This is a genomic window from Collinsella sp. AF25-2LB (genome assembly GCF_003458415.1).
Taxonomy (GTDB): Bacteria; Actinomycetota; Coriobacteriia; order Coriobacteriales; family Coriobacteriaceae; genus Collinsella.
In genome coordinates, this window is the sequence record NZ_QRUF01000005.1 from 69,738 (window position 1) to 94,235 (window position 24,498).

At 61.3% G+C, this 24,498-nt stretch carries 22 protein-coding genes; 5 read left to right on the forward strand and 17 right to left on the reverse strand.

The features are described from left to right. Window position 1 precedes the first annotated feature (1 nt). Entirely contained in the window at window positions 2-685 is a 684-nt protein-coding gene (tmk, locus tag DWY51_RS03725) for a dTMP kinase (RefSeq protein ID WP_117769915.1), read from the reverse strand. 225 nt (window positions 686-910) lie between these two features. Between tmk and DWY51_RS03730 the strand changes: the two genes are divergently transcribed. After that, window positions 911-1,894: a zinc-ribbon domain-containing protein gene (locus DWY51_RS03730; protein WP_117769916.1), complete on the forward strand. Its 984-nt coding sequence runs from the start codon at window positions 911-913 to the stop codon at window positions 1,892-1,894. Between the two features lie 141 nt (window positions 1,895-2,035). Here the strand turns inward: DWY51_RS03730 and DWY51_RS03735 are convergent, their stop codons facing one another. The 7 genes from DWY51_RS03735 to DWY51_RS03765 all read right to left on the reverse strand — a co-directional run bounded on the left by DWY51_RS03735 (window position 2,036) and on the right by DWY51_RS03765 (window position 9,003). Then, window positions 2,036-4,630, reverse strand: a complete 2,595-nt coding sequence (locus DWY51_RS03735) for a DNA topoisomerase I (RefSeq protein ID WP_117769917.1) — start codon at window positions 4,628-4,630, stop codon at window positions 2,036-2,038. A 54-nt stretch (window positions 4,631-4,684) separates the two neighbouring features. Next, window positions 4,685-5,368 carry a hydrogenase nickel incorporation protein HypB gene (gene hypB / locus DWY51_RS03740; RefSeq protein WP_117769918.1) on the reverse strand — a complete coding sequence of 228 codons (684 nt, stop codon included), beginning with the start codon at window positions 5,366-5,368 and terminating at the stop codon, window positions 4,685-4,687. 54 nt (window positions 5,369-5,422) lie between these two features. Continuing rightward, complete coding sequence (gene hypA / locus DWY51_RS03745; RefSeq protein WP_117769919.1) at window positions 5,423-5,779, reverse strand: hydrogenase maturation nickel metallochaperone HypA; 357 nt, start codon at window positions 5,777-5,779, stop codon at window positions 5,423-5,425. Between the two features lie 6 nt (window positions 5,780-5,785). Then, on the reverse strand, window positions 5,786-6,577 hold the full coding sequence (gene tatC / locus DWY51_RS03750; RefSeq protein ID WP_055285525.1) for a twin-arginine translocase subunit TatC: 792 nt from the start codon (window positions 6,575-6,577) through the stop codon (window positions 5,786-5,788). Then, window positions 6,577-7,164 carry a twin-arginine translocase TatA/TatE family subunit gene (locus tag DWY51_RS03755; protein ID WP_199411360.1) on the reverse strand — a complete coding sequence of 196 codons (588 nt, stop codon included), beginning with the start codon at window positions 7,162-7,164 and terminating at the stop codon, window positions 6,577-6,579. Before DWY51_RS03755 ends, tatC begins: the two co-directional genes overlap by 1 nt. A gap of 153 nt (window positions 7,165-7,317) precedes the next feature. Further along, complete coding sequence (locus DWY51_RS03760; RefSeq protein ID WP_117769921.1) at window positions 7,318-7,632, reverse strand: STAS domain-containing protein; 315 nt, start codon at window positions 7,630-7,632, stop codon at window positions 7,318-7,320. 66 nt (window positions 7,633-7,698) lie between these two features. Beyond that, window positions 7,699-9,003, reverse strand: a complete 1,305-nt coding sequence (locus DWY51_RS03765; RefSeq protein WP_117769922.1) for an aminotransferase class I/II-fold pyridoxal phosphate-dependent enzyme — start codon at window positions 9,001-9,003, stop codon at window positions 7,699-7,701. A 149-nt stretch (window positions 9,004-9,152) separates the two neighbouring features. On the opposite strand from DWY51_RS03765, the gene DWY51_RS03770 reads away from it, so the two are divergent. Next, entirely contained in the window at window positions 9,153-9,407 is a 255-nt protein-coding gene (locus tag DWY51_RS03770) for a hypothetical protein (RefSeq protein ID WP_040359778.1), read from the forward strand. Window positions 9,408-9,493: 86 nt separating this feature from the next. Here the strand turns inward: DWY51_RS03770 and nhaA are convergent, their stop codons facing one another. The 7 genes from nhaA to DWY51_RS03805 form a co-directional block, all read right to left on the reverse strand. After that, on the reverse strand, window positions 9,494-10,852 hold the full coding sequence (nhaA, locus tag DWY51_RS03775) for a Na+/H+ antiporter NhaA (protein ID WP_117769923.1): 1,359 nt from the start codon (window positions 10,850-10,852) through the stop codon (window positions 9,494-9,496). A 266-nt stretch (window positions 10,853-11,118) separates the two neighbouring features. Then, the gene (locus DWY51_RS03780) at window positions 11,119-12,042 is read right to left on the reverse strand and encodes a manganese-dependent inorganic pyrophosphatase (protein WP_006235927.1); all 924 of its coding nucleotides are present in this window, start codon (window positions 12,040-12,042) and stop codon (window positions 11,119-11,121) included. Between the two features lie 147 nt (window positions 12,043-12,189). Continuing rightward, a complete protein-coding gene (locus DWY51_RS03785; RefSeq protein ID WP_117820909.1) occupies window positions 12,190-13,143 on the reverse strand; it encodes an ROK family protein in 954 nt (317 codons plus the stop codon). A gap of 241 nt (window positions 13,144-13,384) precedes the next feature. Continuing rightward, window positions 13,385-13,717, reverse strand: a complete 333-nt coding sequence (locus DWY51_RS03790) for a PTS lactose/cellobiose transporter subunit IIA (RefSeq protein ID WP_199411361.1) — start codon at window positions 13,715-13,717, stop codon at window positions 13,385-13,387. Between the two features lie 9 nt (window positions 13,718-13,726). Beyond that, complete coding sequence (locus DWY51_RS03795; protein ID WP_035137700.1) at window positions 13,727-14,029, reverse strand: PTS sugar transporter subunit IIB; 303 nt, start codon at window positions 14,027-14,029, stop codon at window positions 13,727-13,729. A 153-nt stretch (window positions 14,030-14,182) separates the two neighbouring features. Further along, window positions 14,183-15,535 (reverse strand): PTS sugar transporter subunit IIC, encoded by a 1,353-nt coding sequence (locus DWY51_RS03800; protein ID WP_117769924.1) that lies wholly within the window; start codon window positions 15,533-15,535, stop codon window positions 14,183-14,185. 120 nt (window positions 15,536-15,655) lie between these two features. Beyond that, window positions 15,656-17,056 (reverse strand): glycoside hydrolase family 1 protein, encoded by a 1,401-nt coding sequence (locus tag DWY51_RS03805; RefSeq protein ID WP_117769925.1) that lies wholly within the window; start codon window positions 17,054-17,056, stop codon window positions 15,656-15,658. Window positions 17,057-17,359: 303 nt separating this feature from the next. Here DWY51_RS03805 and DWY51_RS03810 point away from each other — a divergent pair, with 303 nt between their 5' ends. Both DWY51_RS03810 and DWY51_RS03815 read left to right on the forward strand, forming a co-directional pair. Continuing rightward, entirely contained in the window at window positions 17,360-18,079 is a 720-nt protein-coding gene (locus DWY51_RS03810) for a GntR family transcriptional regulator (RefSeq protein ID WP_117769926.1), read from the forward strand. Window positions 18,080-18,147: 68 nt separating this feature from the next. After that, entirely contained in the window at window positions 18,148-19,086 is a 939-nt protein-coding gene (locus DWY51_RS03815) for a type I phosphomannose isomerase catalytic subunit (protein ID WP_117769927.1), read from the forward strand. A 281-nt stretch (window positions 19,087-19,367) separates the two neighbouring features. On the opposite strand, the gene DWY51_RS03820 is transcribed toward DWY51_RS03815, so the two are convergent. Further along, window positions 19,368-22,268 (reverse strand): ATP-dependent helicase, encoded by a 2,901-nt coding sequence (locus tag DWY51_RS03820; protein ID WP_117769928.1) that lies wholly within the window; start codon window positions 22,266-22,268, stop codon window positions 19,368-19,370. 357 nt (window positions 22,269-22,625) lie between these two features. Continuing rightward, window positions 22,626-23,606: an undecaprenyl-diphosphate phosphatase gene (locus DWY51_RS03825; protein ID WP_117769929.1), complete on the reverse strand. Its 981-nt coding sequence runs from the start codon at window positions 23,604-23,606 to the stop codon at window positions 22,626-22,628. Window positions 23,607-23,854: 248 nt separating this feature from the next. On the opposite strand from DWY51_RS03825, the gene DWY51_RS03830 reads away from it, so the two are divergent. Continuing rightward, window positions 23,855-24,292 (forward strand): universal stress protein, encoded by a 438-nt coding sequence (locus tag DWY51_RS03830; RefSeq protein ID WP_006235921.1) that lies wholly within the window; start codon window positions 23,855-23,857, stop codon window positions 24,290-24,292. The last annotated feature ends 206 nt before the right edge of the window (window positions 24,293-24,498 follow it).

Sequence of the window (24,498 nt, forward strand, 5' to 3'; positions counted from 1 at the left end):
ATTACTCGGCCTCCTGGGCTAGCGCGGCAGCGACGGCATCTTGCGGAATGTCGAGGCCGTAGACGCGAACCTGCTCGACCGTCTGCGCGAAGACGTCCTCGATGGACGCGGTCGCGTCGATGAGCTTTACGCGGTTTGGTTCCTCGGCGGCAATGGCGCAAAATCCCTGGTAGACGCGCTCTTGGAAGGCCATGCCCTTGGCCTCCATGCGGTCGGCCGCACCACGGGCGGCCATGCGCAGCGCCGCCTGCTCGGGCGTGATGCGATAGACGAGTGTGAGAGCCGGGTGCGTACCCGCGACGGCCAGGTTGTTGGCGTCGCGCACCATCTGGCGATCGAGGCCGTCGGCAAACGCCTGGTAGCAGGTCGTGGAATCGTAGAAGCGGTCGCACAGGACCACCTTGCCGGCCGCGAGGGCGGGAGCTATGACCTCGTGCACCAGCTGGGCGCGTGCGGCCTCGTAGAGCAGCAGCTCGCAGGTATCTCCCATGGCCGTGTTGGCGGGATCGAGCAGCAGGGCGCGGATCTTTTCGCTGATGGCGGTGCCGCCCGGCTCGCGCAGGCTCACAACCTGGTAGCCAGCGAGTTCGAGCGCGCGGGCAAGCAAGCGCGCCTGCGTGGACTTGCCGGCGCCATCAACGCCCTCGAGCGTGATAAAGCTATGTTGAGCGGGCTCAAAAGCCATGGGCGCAGCCCCTTCCTACAAGGCGCGTAAATGCGAGTTATAGCAACCAAGCCATGATACCCCAGTGCTCGGCGCGTCCCAAATCCCACCTAGCCAATGGCTACTCAGGCGGCAGTTAGGGACGTTCCTAAACTGCCGGCCGAAAAGGAACGTCCCAACTGCCGGCTTTTTGGGGTGCTGGGTATAATCGTCGTATTGCATTGAAATGTGGCGAAAGGAGTGGCAATGTCTCGGTATTGCGCCTCGTGCGGCAAGCTTCTTGCAGATAATGCCAAGTTCTGCACCTCGTGCGGTGCATCCGTTGAACAAACAACCGCGAGCGATAGCCAGCCCGCTTTTGAGCAGACCGGTTCCCTCGATACGCCGCAAGCCAAGGCGGACGACCCCCTCGCCTATCGCCCCGACCTCGCCGCAGGCCCCGCGGCCGTCGAGACCACGCAGCGCATACCCGTCGCGAGCGGCTCGCCCCAACAGCAGCCGGCTCCCGCATACGCGCCCGCTTCGCCACAGACCCCCGCTCCCAAAAAGAGCGGCACCGGGCCGCTTATCGCCGTTATCGTTGTGCTGGTGGCGATCATCATCGCCCTGGTCGTTTTCTTTGTGATCAAGCCTTTCGACAACGCCGCCACGCAGACGACTGCCGAGGTAGCTAAGCTGCACCATGACGTCGACGACGATGACCTAAAGCCTCTCGGCGATCCCAACAGCCTGTACGACGATGATGACGATGACGACGAGGATGGCGGCGAAGCAACGCTCTCCGAGCAGAACCTCTACCGCCGACTGAGCGAATACTACGACTTGCTCGAAGACCTCGACAACTACGTCCGTGGCTGCGCGCAGAACTTCAACGGCAGCTATCTGGAAGAAGATCGCACCACCCGTCAAAATCTCGCCGACGTCGCCGAGCGCACAGAGGACACCATCGAGCAGTATTACGACATCGTCGAGGACCTGGACGTCCCGACGAGCTCCAAGAACTACAGTTCCTGGAAGGACATCATCGCCCTGTACGACGACCTGGATCACCGCATTGACGCAATCTGTGATGCCTGGGAGATCAGCCTGAAATACGCCAAGCCTGCGGACCACAAGAATGAGATCGTGGCGCCGCTGTCGCGCGACAACGTGGCGGGCACCAATGACAATAAGTATCGCCTAGACTTTGAGGAGCGCTATCCCGGCGCCAAACCCGTCGAAGTGAACTAGCGCTTTGTCGTTCCCGAGCCGGCAGTTAGGGACGTTCCTAAACTGCCGGCAGAAAAGGAACGTCCCTAACTGCCGGTCAAAAAAACGAGCGAGGATCGTGGGGTCCTCGCTCGTTTTTTAGGCAATGTTTCGACCGCGCCGTTACTTGTCGGAGGCTACTTTCTTGGTAGTCGACTTCTTCGCGGTCGTCTTCTTGGCGGCAGTGGCTTTCTTAGCCGTCGTCTTCTTGGCCGCCGTCGTCTTCTTGGCCGTGCTCGCCTTAGTCGTGGTCTTGCGGCCGCGGGCGGGCTTCTTCTCCTTGGTCGGGCAGTCCATGTTGACGCAGATACGCCACGGGCCGCGCGCCGTGTTGACCACCACGATGGGGGCGCCGCACTCGGGGCAGGTCTCACCCGTCGCCTCGAGCTTACCGCGCGCCGGCAGAGGATAGCTCACGCCGCAGTCATCGTAGTTGGTGCAGCGGATAAAGCGCTTGCCGCTCTTCTCACTCTTGTGCGCGATCAGGTCGCCATGACGTCCGGCCTCGGCACACACCTTGCACTCGCCCACCTTAAGGTCGGGCTCGTAGTTGGTGGGGCACGTGGGGTTCACGCAGATCTCGAAAGCCTTCTGACGGAACGGCTGGCATTTAATGCGCGGCGCGCCGCACTCGGGGCACACGGCCGCCTCGCCCTCGAGCGGACTCACCTTGACGCCGCTCGGCACCGGATAGGTCACATCGCAGTCGGGCCAGCCCATGCAGCCAATGAAGCTGCCACGGGTCTTGGCGCTCGTCTTCATAACCAGGTCCTTGCCGCACTTGGGGCAAGCTCCCACGCGCGCATCGGCCGTGACGGCGTCGCTGATGGCGTCGCCCAGCTCCTGCGTGTGCTTGAGCAGCTCGTCGAGCACGCCAGCCAGCAGCGCGCGCGAGTGCATCACGACATGCTCTTCGGTATCCTCGCCGCGCTCCACACGGGTCATGTCGCCGTCGAGCTCGCTGGTCATATCGGGGCTCGTGATGCGCGGGGCAAACTGCGACAGCGCATCGATGATGGCGATACCCAGCTGGCTCGGCTCAACGGGATCATTTTTGAGATAGCGCACGGCGTACAGGCGCTCGATGATGCTCGCGCGCGTGGACTTGGTGCCCAGGCCGCGCTTCTCCATCTCCTGCACGAGCTTGCCCTGGCTGTAGCGTGCGGGCGGCTCGGTCTGCTTGGCCTCGAGCTTAATGTCGAACACGTCGACCGCATCGCCCTGCTCCAGCGGCGGCATCTGCTCGTCGCGCTTGAGTCCATACGGATACGCCTCACGGAAACCCGGGGTCACGAGCACATCGCCCGAAGCCACGAACGGCTCACCATTGACGTCGAGCTCGAGCTTGGTGTTCTCGATGGTCGCGGGACCCATGAGCGTTGCCAGGAAGCGACGGGCGATGAGGTCGTAGAGCTTGCGCTGGCCACCGTCGAGCGCGGACGGATCGCCCTCGCCCGTGGGATAGATAGGCGGGTGGTCGGTGGTTTCGACTTTGCCGCGCGTGGGCTTCATGGGGCCGGCGAGCACCTTTTTGCACACGGGCGCCAGCGCCGGGTTGATCTTTGCAAGGTCGCTCACCACGGCGCCCAGATCGAGCGTCGCAGGGTACACGGTATTGTCGACACGCGGGTAGCTGATGAGACCGGCCATGTAGAGGGACTCGGCGATGCGCATGGTACGCGCAGGTGAGATGCCCTCGGCTGCGGCGGCAGCCTGCAGCGAGGTGGTCGCAAACGGCGTGGGCGGCTGCTGCTTGCGCGAACGCTTGGTCACCGCGGCGACGGTTGCCGTCGCAACGCCGTCAACGTGGCCGTACGCCGCCTCAGCAGCATCCTTGTCGGTAAAGCGCGCCGTCTTGTGCGCAATCTTAAAGCGGTCGTCCTCGGCAGCACCCTGTGCGGCGCCCATGCCGCGGATCTGCCAATAGTCCTCGGGCACAAACGCCATGCGCTCGCGCTCGCGCTCGACCACCAGGGCAAGCGTCGGCGTCTGCACACGGCCGGCAGAGCGCACGTTACCAAAGCCGCCAAACTTGGCGAGCGTCAGGTAGCGCGTGAGCACCGCACCCCAAATGAGGTCGATGTGCTGGCGGCTCTCGCCGGCGTCGGCCAGATTCTGGTCGAGCGAGACGAGATTATCGAAGGCCTGCGTGATCTCGGCCTTGGTAAACGAAGAATACTGGGCGCGGGCGACCGGCAGGTCGGGCGCAACCTCGCGCACCTTGTTGAGGGCGTCCGAACCGATCAGCTCGCCCTCGCGATCGAAGTCCGTGGCGATGATGACACTGTCGGACTTCTTGGCGAGGTTCTTGAGCGAACGAATGAGTTCCTTCTCGGCCGGTAGCTTAATGACGGGCGCCCAGGTGAGGTAAGGCAGGCTCTCGAGTTTCCAGCCCTTGATTGAGATGCCATCGGCAAGAAACGGCTTGCGCTTGGTGTCGTAGGGCGGACGCGCCAGGCCATCGGGTATGTCGGCCGGCAGCATCTCGCCGTCCTCGGTGACCGAATACCAGCCCAGCTTTTTATCGAACAGCACGCTGTCGCAAAAATCGGGCGCTAGGATGTGACCGGCAAGGCCGATGGTCACGCACTCCTCGCCCTTCCACTCAAAACGGTAGATGGCGGTGTTGTACACCTTGTCCTTTTTGGGCTTGCCCGTGGACAGACGCTCGGCAATCTGACGCGCGGCGTCGTTTTTCTCGGCGATGATGAGCTTCAAAAGAGGCTCCTATCTCGTATCTCTGCGGCTACGCCCGCCCGTATGGCGGCCGACTTACGCCCTTGCTTGCTCAATCTGCCCGATGAGCCAATCGCACCAGGCATCCATGCCCTCGCCCTTGTGCGCGCTCACGGCAAACCGCGGCGCCTGCGGATTGAGGCCATCGAGTGTCTTAGTATACCTATCCATGTCAAAATCGAAAGCCGGGGCCACATCGACCTTGTTGAGCAGCTGCGCGCCGGCGTGCTGAAAGATGCCCGGGTACTTGATGGGCTTGTCGTCGCCCTCGGGCACCGAGAGAATCATGATGGACAGGTTTTCGCCCAGGTCAAAGTCGACTGGGCAGACCAGGTTACCCACGTTTTCGATAAAGATGACGTCGATGTTTTCCAGACCCACGGCCTGGTCGAACGCGTCAACGGCCTCCATGATCATGTTGCCCTCGAGGTGGCACAGGCCGCCCGTGTTGATCTGGATGGCAGGCATGCCGGCTTCCTTCATGGTGATGGCGTCGACGTCCGAGGCGATATCGCCTTCGATGACGGCGCAGCGCAAGCCGGCCTTGTCGCGCAGGCGCTCGTTGGTGCCCAGAATCGTTGTTGTCTTACCCGAGCCGGGGCTCGACAAGACGTTGATCACGTAGGTGTTTGTCTCATTAAATCGCTGACGCAGCTGATCTGCCAGGCGCTCGTTGCGCGACAGGATCGGCGACGCGATATCAATCGTTTTCTCGGCCATACTCGGCGCTCCTTACTTCTACCATTTATACCCCGTCCCCAGGTTGCTGGCGGGCTAATCGTCGGGGGTCTCGATCTCGATACTTGCGATGTCGAGTTCGCGGCCGTGCAGCAGACGCACGTTGGAGCCGCCACACTGGGGACAGCGACAATGGAAACGGTCGTGATCAAAGACCTCGCCGCAGTCCAGGCACTCGCTTTGTGGATGGACCTCCTCCACGGCAAGCTCGCAGCCGCGCGTGAGCGGGTCCTCGTCGCGAAACGTCTCCCAGGCAAAGTCGAGCGCCTCGCGCACGACCTCGGTCATATCCCCGATACGCAGCGTTACCAAAACGGCGCGCGAGGCCCCCGCCCCACGCGCCGCGCGAATCACTGTATCGAGTATGCCGTTGACAATGCCAACCTCGTGCATACCGATTTACTCCTCGTCGTCCTCATCGTCCGAGAACAGGTCCAGACGACTCACAAACAGGCCCTCCTTGCCCTCGCGCGCGGTAATGACCACGCGAGCGATGGCGAGCGAAATCTCGTAGAGCGAGAGCAGGGCGCCATACATGAGCCCCAGCGTAACGGGCGAGCCGTCGGGCGTAATCACAGCCGAGCCCACAAGCAGGCCAACGTATACATAACGCCAGGCACTGCGGAAGGCCGCGTAGGACACGATGTGGAAGACGGACAGGTAGAAGATGATGAGCGGCAGCTCAAACGCCACGCCAAAGCCAATCATAAAGAGCAGCTCCATGTTGACGTAGTTCTCCAGATCGGGCAGCGCCGTAGCGACGGCCGAGGTCTCGCCGATGAGCCACTCAAAGCCCGCAGGAATGATGATGAAATAGCAGAAAATGGCGCCCAGGAAGAACAACACCGTCGAGGCGAGCACCGTGGGCACGACCCACTTGCGCTCGTTGGGGCGAAGCGCCGGCAGGAAAAACGCCAGAATCTGCCAGATGATCATGGGCGTGCACATGACCACGGCCATCTTGATGGCCAGCGAGAAGCGCAAGCCAAAGCCGCCGAGCGTGGTAGTGATGTAGAACTTACCGTCCGGCACAAAGGAGCGGATGGGATCTTCCAGGATGTCGAGCACTACAGGCGTGGCGAAATACAGCACGATAGCGGCGGCAAACACCGACACGACCACGATGGTCAGGCGGCGACGGAGTTCCCCCAGGTGATCGAAAAGCGGCATTCGCGCAGGTCCGATAGGCATTACTCATCGCCTCCCTTCGGGGCGTCGGCGGCAGCAGCGTCGTCCTCGCCCTCGAGCTCGCGAGCGAGCTGGTCGACGACGGCCTTGCGCTTACGGGGACGACGGGCGTAGAGGTCAGCCGTCGTGGGCTCTGCCGGCTCGGGCTTGGGCTCCGGCTCTGCAGCTGGCTCGGGTTCGACGGCGGCAGCAGCAGGCTCGGCCTTGGCGGGCTCGGCGCTCTCGGCCTCATCAGCAGCGCCTTCGCCCTCGGTGGCACCCTCGCTCGCAGCCTTCTCGGCGGCAAGGCGGGCACGGCGCTCGGCAAAGGTCTCCTTCTTTGCGGGTGCAGCCGTCCCGGCGGCATCCTCGTCCGCATCGGAATCGTCATCGACGACAGCCTTCTTGGGCTTGACCGGAGCCGACGCGGCCTCGCTTACCGGATCGATGATCTCGGACTGAACAACGGCCGTCATCTTTTCCTGCGTCTCGCGGAACTGACGGATGGCACGGCCGATCGTGCGGCCCATCTGCGGGAGCTTATCCGGGCCAAACAGCAAAAAGCCGAAGACCACGATGATCGCGAGCTCACCCTCTCCAATACCAAACACACATACCTCCAAGGCTCGATGTGAGTCGAGCCCGCACCGCGCCATTCGGCCGGAACTCGTCTATTCATTCGGTCAAGTATAGCGCCCGGACGCCAAAACGTCCGAGCGCATCACAAACATATGCCAAACGGCACGCCCTTTTGGGGGCAAAGATTATGCCGCCGTGATCGAAATCTCCTGGTCGACGCCCAGCAGCTGAACCACGCGCATCACCTGGGGCTGCACATTAGTGCAGCTAAAGCGCTTACCGTGGTCGACCGCGTGGTGCGCGGCGCCCACGAGCACGCCAATGCCCGTCGAATCGATGTAGCTCACCTGGGCAAAATCGAGCTCAACGGCCTCAGTGGGCTGCTCGAGCGCCAGGTCAATGGCATTGCGCAGGCTATCGGCGTTAGAGATATCGATCTCGCCGGTCACCTTAATGGTGTAGATCTCCGGTGTGGGGTTGGTGGAAATACCCAAATCCATGTATACGCTCCTTTACGTATCGAAAATGCGGATAGTACTGGGCGCGGACTTGCGGGGCCCTAGGCGTTAGGCGCGCTCGGCACGAGCGAGCTCGGCAGCGACGAGCTTGACGGCCAGCACCAGTACGTCGAGTGCTGCCTCCAGGTCCTCGACCGTGGGATAGCTCGGCGCGATGCGGATGTTGGTGTCGCGCGGATCCTTGCCATAAGGCCAGGTAGCACCAGCCGGCGTGAGCTTGACGCCCAGGTCGGCACAAAGCGCTGCGACCTTTTGGGCCGAGCCCTCGGGACCATCAAAGCTCACAAAGTAGCCGCCGCGGGGATGCGTCCAAGTGGCGCAGCCCGTGTCGCCCAGGCCCTCGGTGAGCTTGCGCTCGACGGCCTCAAAGCGTGGGCGCAAGAACTCGGCATGCTTTTTCATGTGCTCCTTGACCGCCTCGATGGTGGGAAGGAAGCGCACGTGACGCAGCTGGTTGAGCTTGTCGGCGCTGATAAGGCCGGCCTTCAGACGCTTGGAGAACTCCGCGATAACCGCGGGGCTCGCACCGATAAAGCCGATGCCGGCGCCCGGGAAGGTGATCTTGGACGTCGAGGCAAAGGCCACCACGCGGTCCTCGGTGCCCGCCGCGCGAGCGAGGTCAAAGATGTTTGCGAGCTCGTCGGTCTCGTCGTACAGGTCGTGCACGCAGTAGGCGTTGTCCCAGAAGATGCGGAAATCGGGCGCGGCCGTGGGCATCTCGACCAGGCAACGCACGGTGTCCTCGCTAAAGGTGATGCCCGTGGGGTTGGAATACTTGGGCACGCACCAGATACCCTTGATGGAATCGTCGGCGGCAACGAGGCGCTCGATCTCGTCCATGTCGGGGCCATTATCGGTCATCGCGACGGGGACATTCTCGATACCCAGGTCGGCGGTGATGCCAAAGTGACGGTCGTAGCCGGGAACAGGGCACAGGAACTTGACTTTCTTGCCGTCGTGCGCGGCCTCGTAAGCCTCCCAAGGCTCGCTGCCGCACGAACCGCAGCGCCAAAACATGCCGGCGATATCGTGCTCGATCAGAAGGCTCGACGAACCCAGTACGAGCGTCTGCTCGGCAGGGCAACCCAGGAACTCCCCCGCCAGCTTGCGTGCCGAGGGAATGCCCTCAAAGCAACCGTAGTTTGAGCAGTCGACGTTGCCGTCGTGCAGATCGGCATCGGCATTGAGGATATCGAGCATGGGTCGAGAGATGTCCACCTGGGAGGGCGACGGCTTGCCGCGGGCCATGTCGAGCGCCAGGCCCTTGGCCTTGACCTCGGCGACCTCGGCTTTTAGTGCCTCGATGGCGGCATCGAGTTCGGTGGTTTCCATCTTCTGGTAGATCGTCTGCATGGGTGCGACCTTTCGCGAAGCGGGACGTTGCAGTTCGTCTAAGTATAGACCGCCACCGCCGCAACGGCATGAAGCCGTGATAGATTAAGTTCATCGCAATGAATTATGAATCGCCGCGCATGCCGGCGTGGGGCGCCCAAGGAGGCACTATGGAATACGGATCGTTCCAGGCCGAGGAATTCGGCGACCTGCAGCGCCTGGTCGACGGACTGTTTTACGACCGCCGCGCCATCGACCGCCTGGATCTCATCGTACAGGCCGAGATCTTGGACCTGGCGCCCGATCTCATGGAAATCGTGAACCTATTGCCGCCCGGCTACTACGACCGCCAATCGCTTTGCGACCAGCTCAACTCCGCCCTTGCCGCCCACGGCTGGGGCGCCGTCTACGGAACGGTGGAATAAACCTAGTCGTTTAAGAACGTCCCCAATGACTAAAACGCCGCTTGTGATGGTGTTCACAGGCGGCGTTTTCAAACTTGTATGTGCTTTTACTTGTCTTTGGGCGCGGGGTGTTTGCAGGCCACGCTCATGTAGATCATACCGAGCACGGCAGCGGTGACCGAACCGGCAAGGATGGCGGCCTTGGCAGCCAGAACCTCAAACTGGGCCGTCGGGAAGGCAAGGCCGCTGATGAGGATCGACATGGTGAAGCCGATGCCGCCCAGAATGCCCACACCGGCAATCATGTGCCAGTTAACGTTATGCGGCAGCTCGCAGACCCTAAACTTAACCAGGGCAAACGTCATGCCAAAGATGCCGATCGGCTTGCCCAGCAGCATGCCAAAGTACACGCCGAGCGTCACCGGGTCGGTGAGCAACGTGCTCATATCCACACCCACCAGGCGAACCTGTGCGTTCACGAACGCAAAGATCGGCAGAATCACAAAGTTGACCGGCGTGGAGATCAGACGCTCCATGCGGATGAGCGGCGGGGTCACGCGGTGCATGACGCGCTCGACCCTGGTGGTCGAGACGGTAAAGTCATGCTGGCCCAAGATGTGCGCCTCGTCGTCGTAGCGGTCATCGAGCAGCGGCAGGCACTCGCCCAACCAATCAGTGAGGCTATCGAGCTTGACGCCGCACTTGGCCGGGATGGTGAAGGCCAGGATGACGCCGGCAAGCGTAGCGTGCACGCCGCTCTTGAACATGCAGAACCACAGCAGCAGGCCCAGCACCGAGTACGGGGCAAGGCGGTAATGCTGCGTCCTGTTGAGCCACACGAGCGCGCAGGTCACAAGCGCGGCGGCGCCCAACCAAAACGGATTGGGGCTCTGACCGTAGAAGATGGCGATGGCGGCGATGGAGATGAGGTCGTCGGCAATGGCGAGCGTCGAGAAGAACACGCGCACGCCGTTGGGCACGCGGTTGCCCAAAAGCGATAGCACGCCCAGCGCAAAGGCAATATCGGTTGCCATGGGGATGGCCCAACCGTTGCGGGCGCCGGCATGGTTAAAGATCAGGTAGATGCAGGCGGGAACGACGACGCCGCCCACGGCCGCCAGCATGGGAAGCATGGCCTGACGTGGATTCTTGAGCTCGCCGACCGTCATCTCGTGCTTAAGCTCAATGCCCACCAACAAAAAGAAAATCGCCATGAGGAAGTCGTTGACGAAAAGCTCAACGGTAAGACCGGCCGTAAGGTTGCCCAGACCCACATACAGCGGGGTCTCCAAAAAGTGATGGATGGCCTCGTAGGCATCGGTATTGGCGCAAATGACGGCGGCGATGGCGGCGATGACCATAACCGCGGCGGAAATCGTGCCGTTCTCGGCGATGCGCTCCCAAATGTCGTGGCGTTCAAAGCGCTTGCGCTCACGGACGTTGAACAGCTGCTCGGTTGCTGCCATGGGCGGCTCCTTTCACGGGAAAGCTCCCGTCTTAAAAAAGCACGGCCCGCCCAAGTGGCGGCGCCGCGCTCTAACGTATTACGCTTGCATCTAGCCTACCCTGCACGACAAGCACGCAGGCGTGGCCGAAAAGCGGAACCACAGGTTGAACATTATTTGCTCAACGGCACGGGCACGCCTGTCCAAGAGACGACGCGGCGCATGCACAAAAAACGACCGGAGCGCGGGGCGTCCGCGATCCGGTCGTGGCGTTCGGTCAACTAAACCTAGCAGGCGGCCATGATGGGGGCAGCGACCTGCTTCTTACGGGAGAGGACGCCCGGCATCCAGACGCCGTCGTGCTCGTCGGCAATGCCCAGGCCCTTCTGAGCAGCCTCGGTCTCGCCCTCGAGCAGGACCTGCGAGCCCTCCTCCATGATGTCGGTGATGCACAGGACAATGCCGTCAGCACCCTTCTCGGCGGCGTAGGCGCGCATGGCCTCGCGGATCTCGTCAATCATGCCGAGCGCGCGGCTCTTGTCGACAGTCTCGTACTGGCCGATGAGCAGCTTCTTGCCGGCGGGCTCGAACATCTTGATGTCGTTGCCGACCATCTCGGCTGCGGTGAAGGAGCCGGACGGACGGGTGAGGAAGACCTCCATGCCGAACTTGACCGGGTCGACGCCCACCTGCTCGCCGAGCTTGGCGGCGACGGCGCGGTCGACATCGGTGGTGGTGGGGCTCTTGAGCATGAGCGTATCGGTCATCATGGCCGAGAGCAGCAGCTTGGCCTGGACGTCGGAAAGCTCAACGCCGAGCACGCCGGCGAGCTTGGTGACGATGGTGCAGCTGGAGCCCCAGGGCAGGCAGATGTAGTGCAGCGGGCCGGCGGTCTCGAAGTCGCCAATGCGGTGATGATCGACAACGCCAAAGACCGTGGCATCCTTAAGGCCGGCGACGGACTGGGCAGACTCGTTGTGGTCGGTGAGGACGACGAGCTGACCGGCCTCGACGGACTCGATCACGCGGGGCTCGGCGATGCCGGCGTCGGCGAGCAGCTTGGCGGACTCGGCCGGAAGCTGACCAAGGGCGCAGGCCTCGTAGGTGTTGCCGGCATACTCAACCTGGTTGAGCAGCTGGGACAGGACGACGGCGCTCATGATGGCGTCGTTATCGGGGTTCTGGTGACCAAAGACAAGAACGTTTGCCATGGATATCCTCCACTTGATATGTGTACTTGGACGTAGCTATGGTAGCACGCTGGCGCCGAACCTTATGAGACGCAAGGGCCGCGGCGCAATTTGGGGCGAGCCTGGGGGCGAAGTCTGCCCCCTTGTACCACCGCCCTCCTGCACCGACTATTTACCGGCGGCGCGCAGGGCTACGTAGGCGGCACCGATGATGCCGGCGTCGTTTCCGAGCGAAGCGACCTTAATGGGCGTCTCGCGCGAGGCAGAGAGCGCGTACTGCTTAAAGTGCTCGCGAACCTTGTCGAGATAAACATCGGCCGAAGCGGACGCGCCGCCACCGATCAGGAACATCTCGGGGTCGACCACGTTGGCGATAAGCGCCAGGGCGCGGCCAAGGTAGTCGGCCATGGTGTCGGCTGCGGCCAGCGCGAGCTTGTCGCCCTCGCGGCAGGCCTGGAACACGTCCTTGGAATCGGAGGGGCCGGTGAGCTCAATGGGCTCGACGCCCGCCTTCTTGCACTCGGCAAGGTAGTTGCTCACCACGCCGGTGGCGCTGGAATACTGCTCCAGATGGCCATGGCCGCCACAGCCGCAGGTGCGCTCCTCGGCCGGGTTCAGGCACATGTGGCCAATCTCGCCGCCGGCACCCACAACGCCCGATACCACGTCGCCGTTAACGATAACGCCGCCGCCCACGCCGGTACCGATGGTGACCATCACCACGTTCTGCACGCCCTTGGCAGAACCGAGCCAGGCCTCGCCCATGGCAGCGGCGTTGGCATCGTTCTCATACTTAACGACCGCATCGGGGCAGTGCTCCTGAATGGCGACCCTCAGCTCGGGCAGGTTAATGGCAATGTTGGCCTTGACCTTGGCATCGCCCGACGCCGGGATGGGGCACGGAACGGCCAGGCCAATGCCTGCCACAAAGGCACGCGGAATCTGCGCCTTGGCGACCACCTGGTCGATAGCCTCGGTCACCGCGGCAAAGCCCGCAGCGTCAACGATGGGAGGCGTGGGCACGCTGGCCTTGGCAAGCAGGTTTCCGTCCTCGTCGAACAGGCCCTCCTTAACCGAAGTGCCGCCGACGTCGATGCCGATGTAGTACTGTTTAGGTTCCATGGGAGCCCACCTTTCTCGTTTAAACATTGCCTGTATGGTACCGCTCCCAAGGCAAAAACCTACCAAAAAGAGACAGGTTTGTTTTGGCAGGTTTTATCTGGGAAAACGCAAATGGCTGCCCAACAGGCCACGCAAGACCATTCCCAAAAATAAGGGCGCCGGGAGGCGGTGACTCCCGGCGCCCGTCAAAGGGACTATGTTGTCTGTTGGACCGCACGGTCCATCGCGGCGATAACGCCGACTAGGCCTGAAGTGCCTGCAGCTGCTTGTGAACCTCGATGAGCTCCGTCGCCATGACTCGCATGGTCTCGGTACCGGCCATCTGGTCCTCGGCATGCAGCAGAATCAACGGGGCCTCGCCGTTACGCTCGCCGTTGGCCTCCTTCTTCAGAAGCCCCATGTGAACATCGTGACCACCGTTATAGGCCTCGTCGCCCTGCTTGATAAGCTCCTCGGCGGCGTCAAAATCGCCCTCCTTGGCCTTTTGCACGGCATTGATGTACATGCTCTTGGCGGTACCGACGTAGCTGATGATCTCAAAGCAGGTCATCTGCAGTTCGTTCATATCGTCCATGCGGAGCACCTAGCCCATCACGCTGACGCAGTGGTCGATGATGCCGGCAGCGTTCATGCGGCCGTAGTCGACCATGTTGATGACTTCGACCGGAAAACGACCGGCGGCCTCCTTCTCAAAATCGCCCTTGGTGTAGCCGATCTGCGGGCCAAGCAGCAACATGTCGCACTCGTCCAGGTGATCGTGGGCCTCGTTCATGGGACGAGCCTCGACCTCAATATCCAGACCACGGTTCGCAACCTCGGCCTGCATCTTCTGGACCAGCAGGCTCGTGGACATACCGGCATTGCAGCAGAGCATGATCTTCTTCATGGTTTCCTCCTTATAACTGCGCGGCGCGCAGACGACGACTGGTTGTATTCCTTGCGGTTATTGTGCCCTCCTTCTGCGCCCTTACGCAAAAGAGAGGTGCGGGCACCGGCACCGCGTACCGGCGCCCGCAAAGGTGAAAGGGAAAACGAACGTTTAGGCGTTCTGCTCGGCAAGGGCCTCCTGCTTGGCGATGGCCTTCTCGGAGATCCTCATAAAGGGCAGGTAGACAGCCATACCGATGACAAGCTCGATAGCCTGCCACACGCCGGCGCGCCAGTCAAAGCCCGTAGCGAGCAGGGCATTGATGACGGGAGGCATGGTCCAGGGCACCTGGGCGATGCAGGGGCTGATGATGCCTGCGCAGGTAAGGCCATAGGTGATGCCGATGAACAGATCGGGAAGAAGGACGAACGGGATCATGAGCGGCAGGTTGTACACGATGGGGTAACCGTAGATAACCGGCTCGTTGATGTTGAACAGACCAGGCAGGATAGCCATCTTGGAAACGGTCTCGGAAGCCTTGTTCTTGGAGAACAGGAGCGTGTCGAGCAGAAGCATGAGGGTGCAGCCCGAGCCGCCGATGAGGGCGAAGCTGTTAACGATCTGCATGTTCATGTAGTGATCGGGCTGGATGGTGCCACCGGCGGCAAAGGTAGCCATGTTGTCGACGATGAGCATGGTCAGGATCGGCTCGACGGTAGCGCCAGAGATGGTGGACTGGTGAATACCGACGCAGAACAGCAGGTTAGCAAGGGTGTAGATGAGGATAACAGCCCACGGACCGGCGTTCATGATGCTCTTGAGCGGGTTGGAGATGCACGTGGAGATGATGGTGCACAGATCGGTGCCGGCAAACACGGCGAGCAGAGCCGCGGCAATGGCGAAGATCGAGAGGTTGAGCAGCATCGGGATCATGACGTTAAAGGAGTTGGAGACCGCGGGAGGCACACCCTCGCCCAGCTTGACCTTGAGCTTCTCGACGCCGGAAATCTTAATGAAGAGCGTAACGGAGAGCAGGGCGATGATAATGGCCGCGAACAGACCGTTGGTACCGGTGTTGGCAGTCGAAAGGGCGCCCGTGACCTCGGCAGAGGTAATCTTGTCGGTGAGCAGCGGACTCGTGGCGGCAAGCGTGGCGGTGATCTGCTGCGGCATCATGATGACGAAAGCGGAGATGGCGACGACCACGCAAGCGAGCGGGTTATCGAAGCGCTCGTTCTTAGCGAGGCTGTAGCCAATCAGTCCAGCCAAGATGATGGCAGAGACGTTGAGGGTGCCCAGCGTAATTGCCGAACCCCACGTCTGAAGGTTGGCAAGGCCCGCCGCATCGAGCGGGAACAGAGGGAACACGACGTTGTTAATAAGAACCGCGATACCCGCAAGGATATAGAGCGGCGTGATGGTCGCGAAGGCGTCACGCAGGGAACGCAGGTGAACCTGGTTTCCCACCTTCGCAGAGACCTCGGCAAACTTGTCGAGGAAGCTCTTTCCGTTGTCACTGGCCATGATTGCTCCTAACTTTCAAATCCGGCCTTTTCCTATGCGCACGGTGGTCTGTCGCCCTCTGCCACCAGATGTGCCATGTGTTGCGCGCAGCGGCGCGCGGTCTGGGCGTTCGCCCGTTCGCTAATCAACCACGTGAGTCGTGGCGACCTGCTTGAGCCAAGCTGCCGACTTCTTAAGGCGGCGCTTGTAGCCGTCCATAAGGTCGACCTCGACAAAACCGTAACGGTTCTTAAAGGCATTCGCCCAAGACCAGTTATCGATGACGGCCCAATAATGGTATCCACGACACTTGGCGCCCTCGGCAATTGCCTTGGCAACCCACTCCAGGTGCTGGCGTACAAAGTCGACGCGGTAGTCATCCTGGATGGTTCCTTCGGCGTCTCGGTTCTTGTATTCGTCCATGATGCCGATGCCGTTCTCGGAAACGAACCACTCAAGATCGGGGTAGTTCTTAGCGCAGTCCATGCCAAAGTCGTAGAGGCCCTGCGGGTAGATCTCCCAGCCGCGGCTCTCGTTCATAACGGCGTCGGGCCACACGTACTCGTCGGCAAAGTGCGGCAGACCGTACTGGTCGATCTTGCTCGCCGGCGCCTGAACGCGCGTGGGGTGGTAGTAGTTGCAACCGAGCCAGTCGACAACACCCTGCTTAAGAATCTCTTGGTCGCCGGCACGGAACGGAAGCTTAACGCCGCCCTCGGCCAGGCTGTCGAGCACGTCGGCGGGAAGCTCGCCCTTGGTAATGAGGTCGAGCCACCAGCGGTTGTTGATGCCGCTGGTCATACGCACGGCCTCGAGGTCCGCCTCGCTGGGGTTCTCCTTGGTGTAGACCGGGGTAAAGCAGTTGATCATGCCGATCTTGGCATCGCTGCGAACGGCGCCCTCGTCATAGGCGCGACGGTAGTTGGCCACGGCCAGCGCATGTGCCAGCGAGATGTGATACTGCACGGTGCGAGCGCGGCTAAAGTCGTGGAGCTGCGGGAACCACACGCCCTCCTGATAGCGCTGCTCGGGCTCGACGATGGGCTCGTTAAAGGTGAACCAGTACTTGATCTCCTGGCCAAACTCGTGGAAGGCGACGTCGGCGTAATGTGCGTAAGCCTCGACAACCTCACGGCTCTCCCAGCCGCCACGGTTAAAAAGGTAGGTGGGCATGTCAAAGTGGTACAAGTTGACAAACGGCTCCAGGCCGGCTTCGCGAGAGGCGCGGAACAACTCGTGATACCACGCGGCGCCCTCCTCATTAAGGTTGCCGTCGGCATCGAGCAGACGGCTCCACTGGATGGAAGTGCGATAGGTATCCAGGCCCAAGTCCTTCAAAATGCGAAGGTCTTCCTGGTACTTGGCCATAAAGTCATTGCCGGCGTAAGAGCCAACGCAGTTGTAGAACGAGCCCAGATCCTGGATGGACCAGGTGTCCCACAGGTTCTCGAGCTTGCCGCCCTGGTTCCACTGACCCTCAGTCTGCGGGCCGGACATAGCAGCGCCAAAGAAGAAGTCGTTGGGCAGCTGATACTGTGCCATCAAAGTCCTCGCTTTCGTGTTCTAGAGCTTCCGGTTGGAGACGGGTTTGCTTTGGCAGGTTATCCGGCGCGGGCGCGCACCGGTCATACCGATATCCAACCCGCCAAAACAAAACCGTCCCCAAACGGTCGATCCTGTTCTGCGGAAAGATTCCGTTCGTTGCTTAAACTATAGCGCTCTAATTCTAAAAGTAAAGCGTCTTTTTCTTTTTTCTTTCTCGAGCTTCTTAGATAAAGGTTATATGGGTGCCTTGTTAAGGGTTATACTTACTTGCGTATTGATATATGTCGGAAAGGAGGTTCAATGATTCCCAAATACGAGGCGATAGCTGCAGATATTCGTCGAAGCATCGAGGATGGCACTCTTAAACCGGGCGACAAGCTTCCCACCGTCGTTGAGTTCTGCGAGCTCTATAGCGTTTCCAAAATCACCGTCAAACGAGCTATCGAGCAAATCACCGAGGAAGGTCTTATTACCAGCCGACGCGGATCGGGTACCTACGTTAAGGACACGGCGGGACTTCCCGGTCAGGCGTTTTTCCAGGGCAAAAACGACCGTGCCCAGGGCTTTTCGTATGAGCACCGCGGGGAGAAGGTGACCTCGGTGGTCTACGATTTCTCGATTGTTAATCCACCAGCGGACATCGCAGCCCAGCTGGGAATTGCCGAGGATGACTTTGCCTATCACATCGTGCGCGTGCGTCAGGCCGATGGGAAGCCCATCGTTATCGAGTACACCTACATGCCCCTCGAGCTGATTCCAGGCCTTAAAAAGAAGGACCTGTACGGATCGGTCTACCGCTTCATCCGCGAGCAATGTGGGCTGAAGATTTCGAGCTTCCACCGTACCATTCGCGCCGTGGCAGCAACCGAGGAAGAAGCCGAGCGCTTGGACACCAAGCCTGGCTCTCCCCTGCTCGAGCTCACCCAGATTGGCTTTTTGGACAGCGGCACCGCCTTTGAGTATTCGGTCTCGCGCAACGTTGGCGACCGCTTTGAGTTGCACAACGTAACGTTGGCATAGGTTTTTGTAGTCATCCGGGCGCTCGCTTTGAGCTGTTTTGTGCAGCGCCCGCGCAACACAATGGGGGTATGAACATGTCCGATTTGATTAAGCTGACGCCGATCTTCCACGAGAAGATCTGGGGCGGTCGCCAGCTCGGAACCGTATTTGGCTACGACATTCCCGATGGCCCCATCGGTGAGTGCTGGGCCATCTCGGCCCACCCCAACGGCGACTGCCAGATTGCGGAGGGCCCGTATGCCGGCCACACGCTGTCGTGGCTGTGGGCCGAGCATCGCGAGCTCTTTGGCAACTGCGAGGGCAAGGAGTTCCCGCTGCTCATTAAGATTCTGGACGCCAAGGACGACCTTTCGATCCAGATTCATCCCAACGACGAGTACGCTGCCGAGCACGAGAACGGTAGCCTGGGCAAAACCGAGTGTTGGTATGTGCTGGACTGCGAGCCCGACGCCACAATCATCGTCGGCCAGCGTGCCAAGGACCGCGCCGAGGCCGCACAAATGATCGAGGAAGGACGTTGGGACGACATGCTCAACGTGTTGCCGATTCACAAGGGCGACTTTTTCCAGATTGATTCCGGTACCGTGCACGCCATCAAGACCGGCACGCTCATTTTGGAGACGCAGCAGTCGAGCGATGTGACCTATCGCCTGTACGACTACGACCGTCCCGGCACCGACGGCAAGCTGCGCCCGCTGCACATTGAGCAGAGCCTCGACTGCATCGATTTTGATGTTCAGGCTCCGACCGACGGCACGGTGACCGCGCCCGAGGTCGATGGCGTGACCGAGCTCGAGTCCAACCCCTGCTACACCGTCGATCGCGTGCGCGTCGACGGCAGCAAGACCCTCGAGCAGCGCTGGCCCTTCATGTGCCTGTCGGTCATCGACGGCGAAGGCACCGTCTGCGGCGACCCCGTCCACAAGGGCAGTCACCTGCTGGCACCCAGTACCGTCAGCTCCATTGACCTCAAAGGCAAGATGGAACTGATCATCAGCCACCTCTAGGTCGCAACAACAACCAAAACGAAACAAGGGGCTCCCCCGTTCATCAACGGAGGAGCCCCTACTCGTATCTATATATCAGCCCACCCGGCTCTCCAGACCAAAAAGCGAACGAGCAGAGCGACGTTCGCAAGCAGCGTTATCTAAGGACCTGGGCGGGCGTATAGGGCAACATCGATCGCGAGTTCCGCACGCAAAGGAGAGCACTTAATGTGCTCTCCGTCTTGCGCAGGACTGTCCGAGCAGGCGATGTTGCCCTATACGCCCGCCCAGGTCCGCTGGGATTACGACAGCTTGACGATAGGTGCGAAGCCCTTCATGAGCTTTTTGGTCTGGCCGGTTTTTTCGAACTGCACCTCGATCATGTCTCCGGCGACCGAGATCACGGTACCCGTGCCAAAGGTCTTGTGGCTCACGGTATCGCCCGCGGCAAAGTCCTGCGACGCGCTGGCGCGATCGACCTTGCGCTCCACCGTCGGCGACACCTTGGACGACGGCTTTTTGGCTCGCGGCGCGCCCGAGCCAAAGGTCGAGGCAACACGGCCGGCGTCGGGCGAGACCCCACGATGGCGCTCGGTCCCATAGCTGCTGCCGCCAAAGAAATCGTCGAAGCTCGATCCGCCGCGCGAACCGGAACCGCCGGTCGAGCGCGTATGCGAGCCAAACACCTTGCCGCCATACATATCCGAGCCCATGCCCGAGCCAAAGGTGCCGTGACGGTCGCCGCGTTTCTCCCAGCCCGTGCCCTCAAAACCGGCAGAACCGATGCCGCTAAACTCGATGTCCTCGAACGGAATCTCGTTGAGGAAGCGCGAGCGCGGGTTGGCAGAGGTCGAGCCGTAAGTGCGACGCGTGGCCGCATAGGTCAGGAACAGGCGCTTGCGAGCACGCGTGATGGCGACGTAGGCCAGGCGACGCTCTTCCTCGAGCTTGCCCGGATCGTCACTACCGCCAAAGTCGTGCACGTGCGGGAAGATACCCTCCTCCATGCCGGCCACGAACACCGCGGGGAACTCCAGGCCCTTAGCGGAGTGGATGGTCATCATGGTGATGGCATGTGTCTCGCCGGCCAGGGAATCCAAGTCGGAGCGCAGGGCCAGCCACTCCATGAGTGCCGGCAGCGCCTTGCAGGTGAGCGGGCCGTAGGTGCGCTCGATCTCGTCGGCATGCACGGCACCCGCCGGCATCTCCGTCGGCGCGGCATACGCGTTGCCCGCGATGGCGGCGGCCAAGGCATCCTGCGGCGAGAGCGCCGGGGCGGTTAGGCTATCGAGCGGATTGGAGCCCGCGGCGTCACGAGCGCCGACGAGTGCCTCAAACGAGGATGCCGGTGCAGACGGCCCCGGCTCGGGCGCGGGCGCACTCACCACGACGGGCTCGGACTCGGCGCCGGCAGGCACGTCGGCAACACCGGCTGCGCGCAGCTCTTCTAGACTCTCGAGCGTGCCCTCGATATCCTCGTGCGTCTCCTCAAATTCGGCGGCGACGCCCAGGAATTCCTGGATGTTCTCGGCGCGGCTCTCGGACTCCATGGTGCCCTCGGCGCGGAACGCCTGCAGCAGGCCCGTCTTGTCGACAATCATCTCGACGACGTCCTTGAGCTCGCCGTCCATGCGACGGCCCTCGCGCACCAGCGCCACAAAACTCGACAGGCCGTTGCGCACCTTGGCACTAAACATGCCCGTCTCGGCTGTTGCGATCTCGCAGGCCTGGAAGAACGAGCAACGGTTGTCGCGCGCCAGCTGCTCAATCTTTTGGATCGAAGTGGAGCCGATGCCGCGGCGCGGCGTGTTGATGACGCGCTTGACGCTCATCTCGTCGGCCGGGTTCACGATCATCTTGAGGTAGGCCATGACATCGCGGATCTCGGCGCGGTCGAAGAATCGCGTGCCGCCGACGATCTTGTAGGGCACGCCCGCGCGCAGGAACATATCTTCGAGGATACGCGACTGGGCGTTGGTGCGGTAGAACACGGCGATATCGTCGTAGCTCGTACCCTTGGCATGCAGCTTCTCGATCTCGCCGGCAATCCAGCGACCCTCGTCGCGCTCGTCGCTTGCCTGGAAAGCCTGAATCTTCTCGCCATCGCCCTCGGCCGTAAACAGGCGCTTGTCCTTGCGCTGCGAGTTGTGACGCACCACGGCATTGGCGGCGCTCAGGATGTGACCCGTGGAGCGATAGTTCTGCTCCAACTTGACGGTCTTGCAGTTTTTAAAGTCCTTCTCAAAGTCCAGGATATTGGTGATGTCGGCGCCACGCCAGCTATAAATGGACTGGTCGTCGTCGCCCACGACCATAAGGTTTTGGTACTTGGCGGCCAGCAGGTTGGCGATCTCGTACTGGACGTGGTTGGTGTCCTGATACTCGTCGACGCTAATGTAGCGGAAGCGCTCCTGGTACTTATCGAGCACCTCGGGGCGGGTGCGCAGCAGCTCGAGCGTGCGCACGAGCAGGTCGTCAAAGTCCATCGCATTGGCGGCGCGCAGGCGGCGCTCCAGCTCCAGGTAGACCTGCGCGGCCTTTTTGTCATTGGGGCTATCGGCGCTCTTGAGCATGTCCTCGGGGCCGATCATGGCGTTTTTGGCCGAGCTGATCTTGCTGCGGATCATGTTGATGGGGAACTGCTTTTGCTCGATGCCGAGCGCCTGCATAATGTCACGCACCATGCGCTTTGAGTCATCGTCATCGTAGATGGTGAACTGGCCGGTGTAGCCCAGCAGATCGGCGTCCTCGCGCAGCATGCGCACGCACATGGCATGGAAGGTGCACACCCACATGCCACGGGTGCCGCTGGGGATGAGTGCCGTCAGACGCTCGCGCATCTCTGCCGCAGCCTTGTTGGTAAACGTAATGGCAAGAACCTGCCAAGGCTTAACACCCAAGTCGCCGAGCATATGTGCGATGCGGAAGGTCAAGACGCGGGTCTTGCCCGAGCCGGCGCCGGCGAGCACCAGCAACGGGCCCTCGGTGGTCAGGACCGCCTCGCGCTGGGCGGGATTGAGGCTGTCGATGTCGACGAGCGGCTTGATGGGCTTGGGCGCCGGCGCGGGAGCGTCGTAGATGTCGAGCGGGACGAGCTCGGGTTCCGGCGCAGCGGGGGCGGCGTATACATCGAGCGGCACGGGTTCCGGCGCGGGCGGCACGGGCACCGCGGCGTTCTTTTCCCAGGGCAAGGGCTGGGTCATGGGCGACTCCTCATCTGACGGACGGCGCGCCTGCGGGCAGCGCCATAGTTTGAGCCGTACCAGTATACCGAGCCGCGCGGACACCGACGCAAATCACACCACGACTCCGTGCGCCACCGTCAGGCCCGCCCCGGCAGATTTGGTGCAATGGGGTCAGGTTGGTCTGCACCACGTTGGTGCAAAGAAATCTGACCCCCAATGCACCAATCACGGAGCCACCGATGTCATGGCAACGGTAGCGAGCGGCGGCCAGAGCGAACAAATTGGCATGAAAAGAGGGCGGCATAGACCTTTTGGTCATGCCGCCCTCGTTGAATGACAAGTTGTCGCTCTGGCCGCCGCGCAGCGTCAACCAAGTTACAGGCCAAGCATAGGCTCCAGAACGAAGAAGTACGCGAGCACCACGATGCCCAGGATGATGCGGTAGACGCCGAAGCACTTAAAGTCGTGACGGCGGACGAAGCCCATGAGCCACTTGATGGCGATGAGCGAAACCACAAAGGCAACAACGCAGCCCACGCCCAAGATAGCGACCTCGTTGGCGCCGAACGTGCCGCCCTTGATGAAGTACTTGACCAGCTTGAGCGCACTCGCGCCAAACATGACAGGGATGGCCAGGAAGAACGTGAACTTGGACGCCACCGAACGCGTGCAGCCCAAAAGCAGGCCACCGATGATGGTAGAACCGGAGCGAGACGTACCAGGCACCAGCGAAAGCACCTGGAAGCAGCCAATACCCAGCGCAGTCTTCCAGCTCAGGTCCTCGAGCGTGGCGATGGAGCCAAAGTCCAGATTCTCATCATCGCCCTCATCCTCAGCGGTAGCCGCGGCGGGCGCCGCAAAGTGCGCACCGGTGGGACGTCCACCCGACGCCACAGCACGCGAACCAAACGAACCGGCAACGGCCATTTCCTCGCGCTTGCTCGCGCGCCAGTTCTCGATCACGATAAACAGCACGCCGTACACAATGAGCGCCAGCGCCACGACGGGAGCATTGTAGAAATGCTCCTCCATCCAGTCGTTGAGCGGCAGGCCGATCGCCGCCGCAGGAATGCAGCCGAGCACAATCTTGCCCCACAGCACCCAGGTGTCGCGACGGCCCTCCTTACCCTTGCTGGGCGAGAAGGGATTGAGCTCATGGAAGAACAGCACACAGACGGCCAAAATGGCGCCGAGCTGAATCACGACCAGGAACATATTCCAGAACGTCTCGCTCACGTTCATCTTGACGAACTCGTCCACCAAGATCATGTGACCCGTCGACGAAACGGGCAGCCATTCGGTGATGCCCTCGACCAGGCCCATGAAGGCAGATTTAAAAAGCTCGATGATATCCAAAGGGACCCCCTCGTTAGACACCCGCCGATATTGTTCTGCGGACGGTGCGGGCGATGTCCCATTATCAACCGTTGGCGGCGCGCCTGCGCCTACCCTTACCAAAAAACTCGCCCGTTCACAGAATTGCGAGCGGTCAAACCCAAATCCTTGGGTATAACTGCAACAAGATAAAGTGTCCGGCGGCCAACGCGCCCGCGCCCGCCCGATGCACGAGCCCCGCGCCCGTGCGATAGACCAAGGAGGAAACCATGAACGAGGGCTACACCAAGGTATTTGTTTCACTCGACGGTACTGAACAGCAGGATTTTGTGCTCGCACGCGCCATCAAGGTCGCCGCGAACAACGGCGCCAAGCTAATCATCGGCCACGTTATCGATTCCACGGCGCTCGAGAGCGCCGGTTCCTATCCGGTCGATCTGGTCAACGGCCTAGAGGAGGCATTTAAGAACTCCATCGCCAAGCAGCTCGAAGAGGCCAAGGCCAATCCCGACATTCCCGAGGTCGAAGTCATGATTCGCGCCGGCCGTATTCGTGAGACGCTCAAAGACGAGATGCTCGACGTGGTCAAGCCCGACCTGGTGCTCTGCGGCGCCCGCGGCCTGTCCTCGATCAAGTATGCGCTGCTGGGTTCGATTTCGACGTTCCTGCTGCGCAATACGGACTGCGACATCTTGGTCGTAAAGTAGCGTTGCTCCCACCGGCCGCGGGGCCTGCGGGGTTTCCACGGGCACGTCCTCGCCGCGTTGCGGCTGCGGGATGTGCCCTTAGGAAACCCCTCCCGGCCCCGCGGCCTTCGCAGCCTTACTTCAGCGAGTTGGCTGATAAAAGATAGCGTGCCGCCCCCTTTGGGGCGGCACGTTTTGTTTGGGATGGCACGTTTTTACTATAAGGC

Bases quoted from the DNA above. Each gene is read 5' to 3' on its own strand.
- hypB (WP_117769918.1), bottom strand. From the start codon at position 5,368: ATGGCCGAGAAAACGATTGATATCGCGTCGCCGATCCTGTCGCGCAAC.
- DWY51_RS03765 (WP_117769922.1), bottom strand. From the start codon at position 9,003: ATGCAGACGATCTACCAGAAGATGGAAACCACCGAACTCGATGCCGCC.
- DWY51_RS03785 (WP_117820909.1), bottom strand. From the start codon at position 13,143: ATGGAACCTAAACAGTACTACATCGGCATCGACGTCGGCGGCACTTCG.
- tatC (WP_055285525.1), bottom strand. From the start codon at position 6,577: ATGCCTATCGGACCTGCGCGAATGCCGCTTTTCGATCACCTGGGGGAA.
- DWY51_RS03760 (WP_117769921.1), bottom strand. From the start codon at position 7,632: ATGGATTTGGGTATTTCCACCAACCCCACACCGGAGATCTACACCATT.
- DWY51_RS03805 (WP_117769925.1), bottom strand. From the start codon at position 17,056: ATGGCACAGTATCAGCTGCCCAACGACTTCTTCTTTGGCGCTGCTATG.
- DWY51_RS03810 (WP_117769926.1), top strand. From the start codon at position 17,360: ATGATTCCCAAATACGAGGCGATAGCTGCAGATATTCGTCGAAGCATC.
- tmk (WP_117769915.1), bottom strand. From the start codon at position 685: ATGGCTTTTGAGCCCGCTCAACATAGCTTTATCACGCTCGAGGGCGTT.
- DWY51_RS03830 (WP_006235921.1), top strand. From the start codon at position 23,855: ATGAACGAGGGCTACACCAAGGTATTTGTTTCACTCGACGGTACTGAA.
- DWY51_RS03790 (WP_199411361.1), bottom strand. From the start codon at position 13,717: ATGGACGATATGAACGAACTGCAGATGACCTGCTTTGAGATCATCAGC.
- DWY51_RS03820 (WP_117769928.1), bottom strand. From the start codon at position 22,268: ATGACCCAGCCCTTGCCCTGGGAAAAGAACGCCGCGGTGCCCGTGCCG.
- DWY51_RS03815 (WP_117769927.1), top strand. From the start codon at position 18,148: ATGAACATGTCCGATTTGATTAAGCTGACGCCGATCTTCCACGAGAAG.
- hypA (WP_117769919.1), bottom strand. From the start codon at position 5,779: ATGCACGAGGTTGGCATTGTCAACGGCATACTCGATACAGTGATTCGC.
- DWY51_RS03780 (WP_006235927.1), bottom strand. From the start codon at position 12,042: ATGGCAAACGTTCTTGTCTTTGGTCACCAGAACCCCGATAACGACGCC.
- DWY51_RS03770 (WP_040359778.1), top strand. From the start codon at position 9,153: ATGGAATACGGATCGTTCCAGGCCGAGGAATTCGGCGACCTGCAGCGC.
- DWY51_RS03800 (WP_117769924.1), bottom strand. From the start codon at position 15,535: ATGGCCAGTGACAACGGAAAGAGCTTCCTCGACAAGTTTGCCGAGGTC.
- nhaA (WP_117769923.1), bottom strand. From the start codon at position 10,852: ATGGCAGCAACCGAGCAGCTGTTCAACGTCCGTGAGCGCAAGCGCTTT.
- DWY51_RS03795 (WP_035137700.1), bottom strand. From the start codon at position 14,029: ATGAAGAAGATCATGCTCTGCTGCAATGCCGGTATGTCCACGAGCCTG.
- DWY51_RS03730 (WP_117769916.1), top strand. From the start codon at position 911: ATGTCTCGGTATTGCGCCTCGTGCGGCAAGCTTCTTGCAGATAATGCC.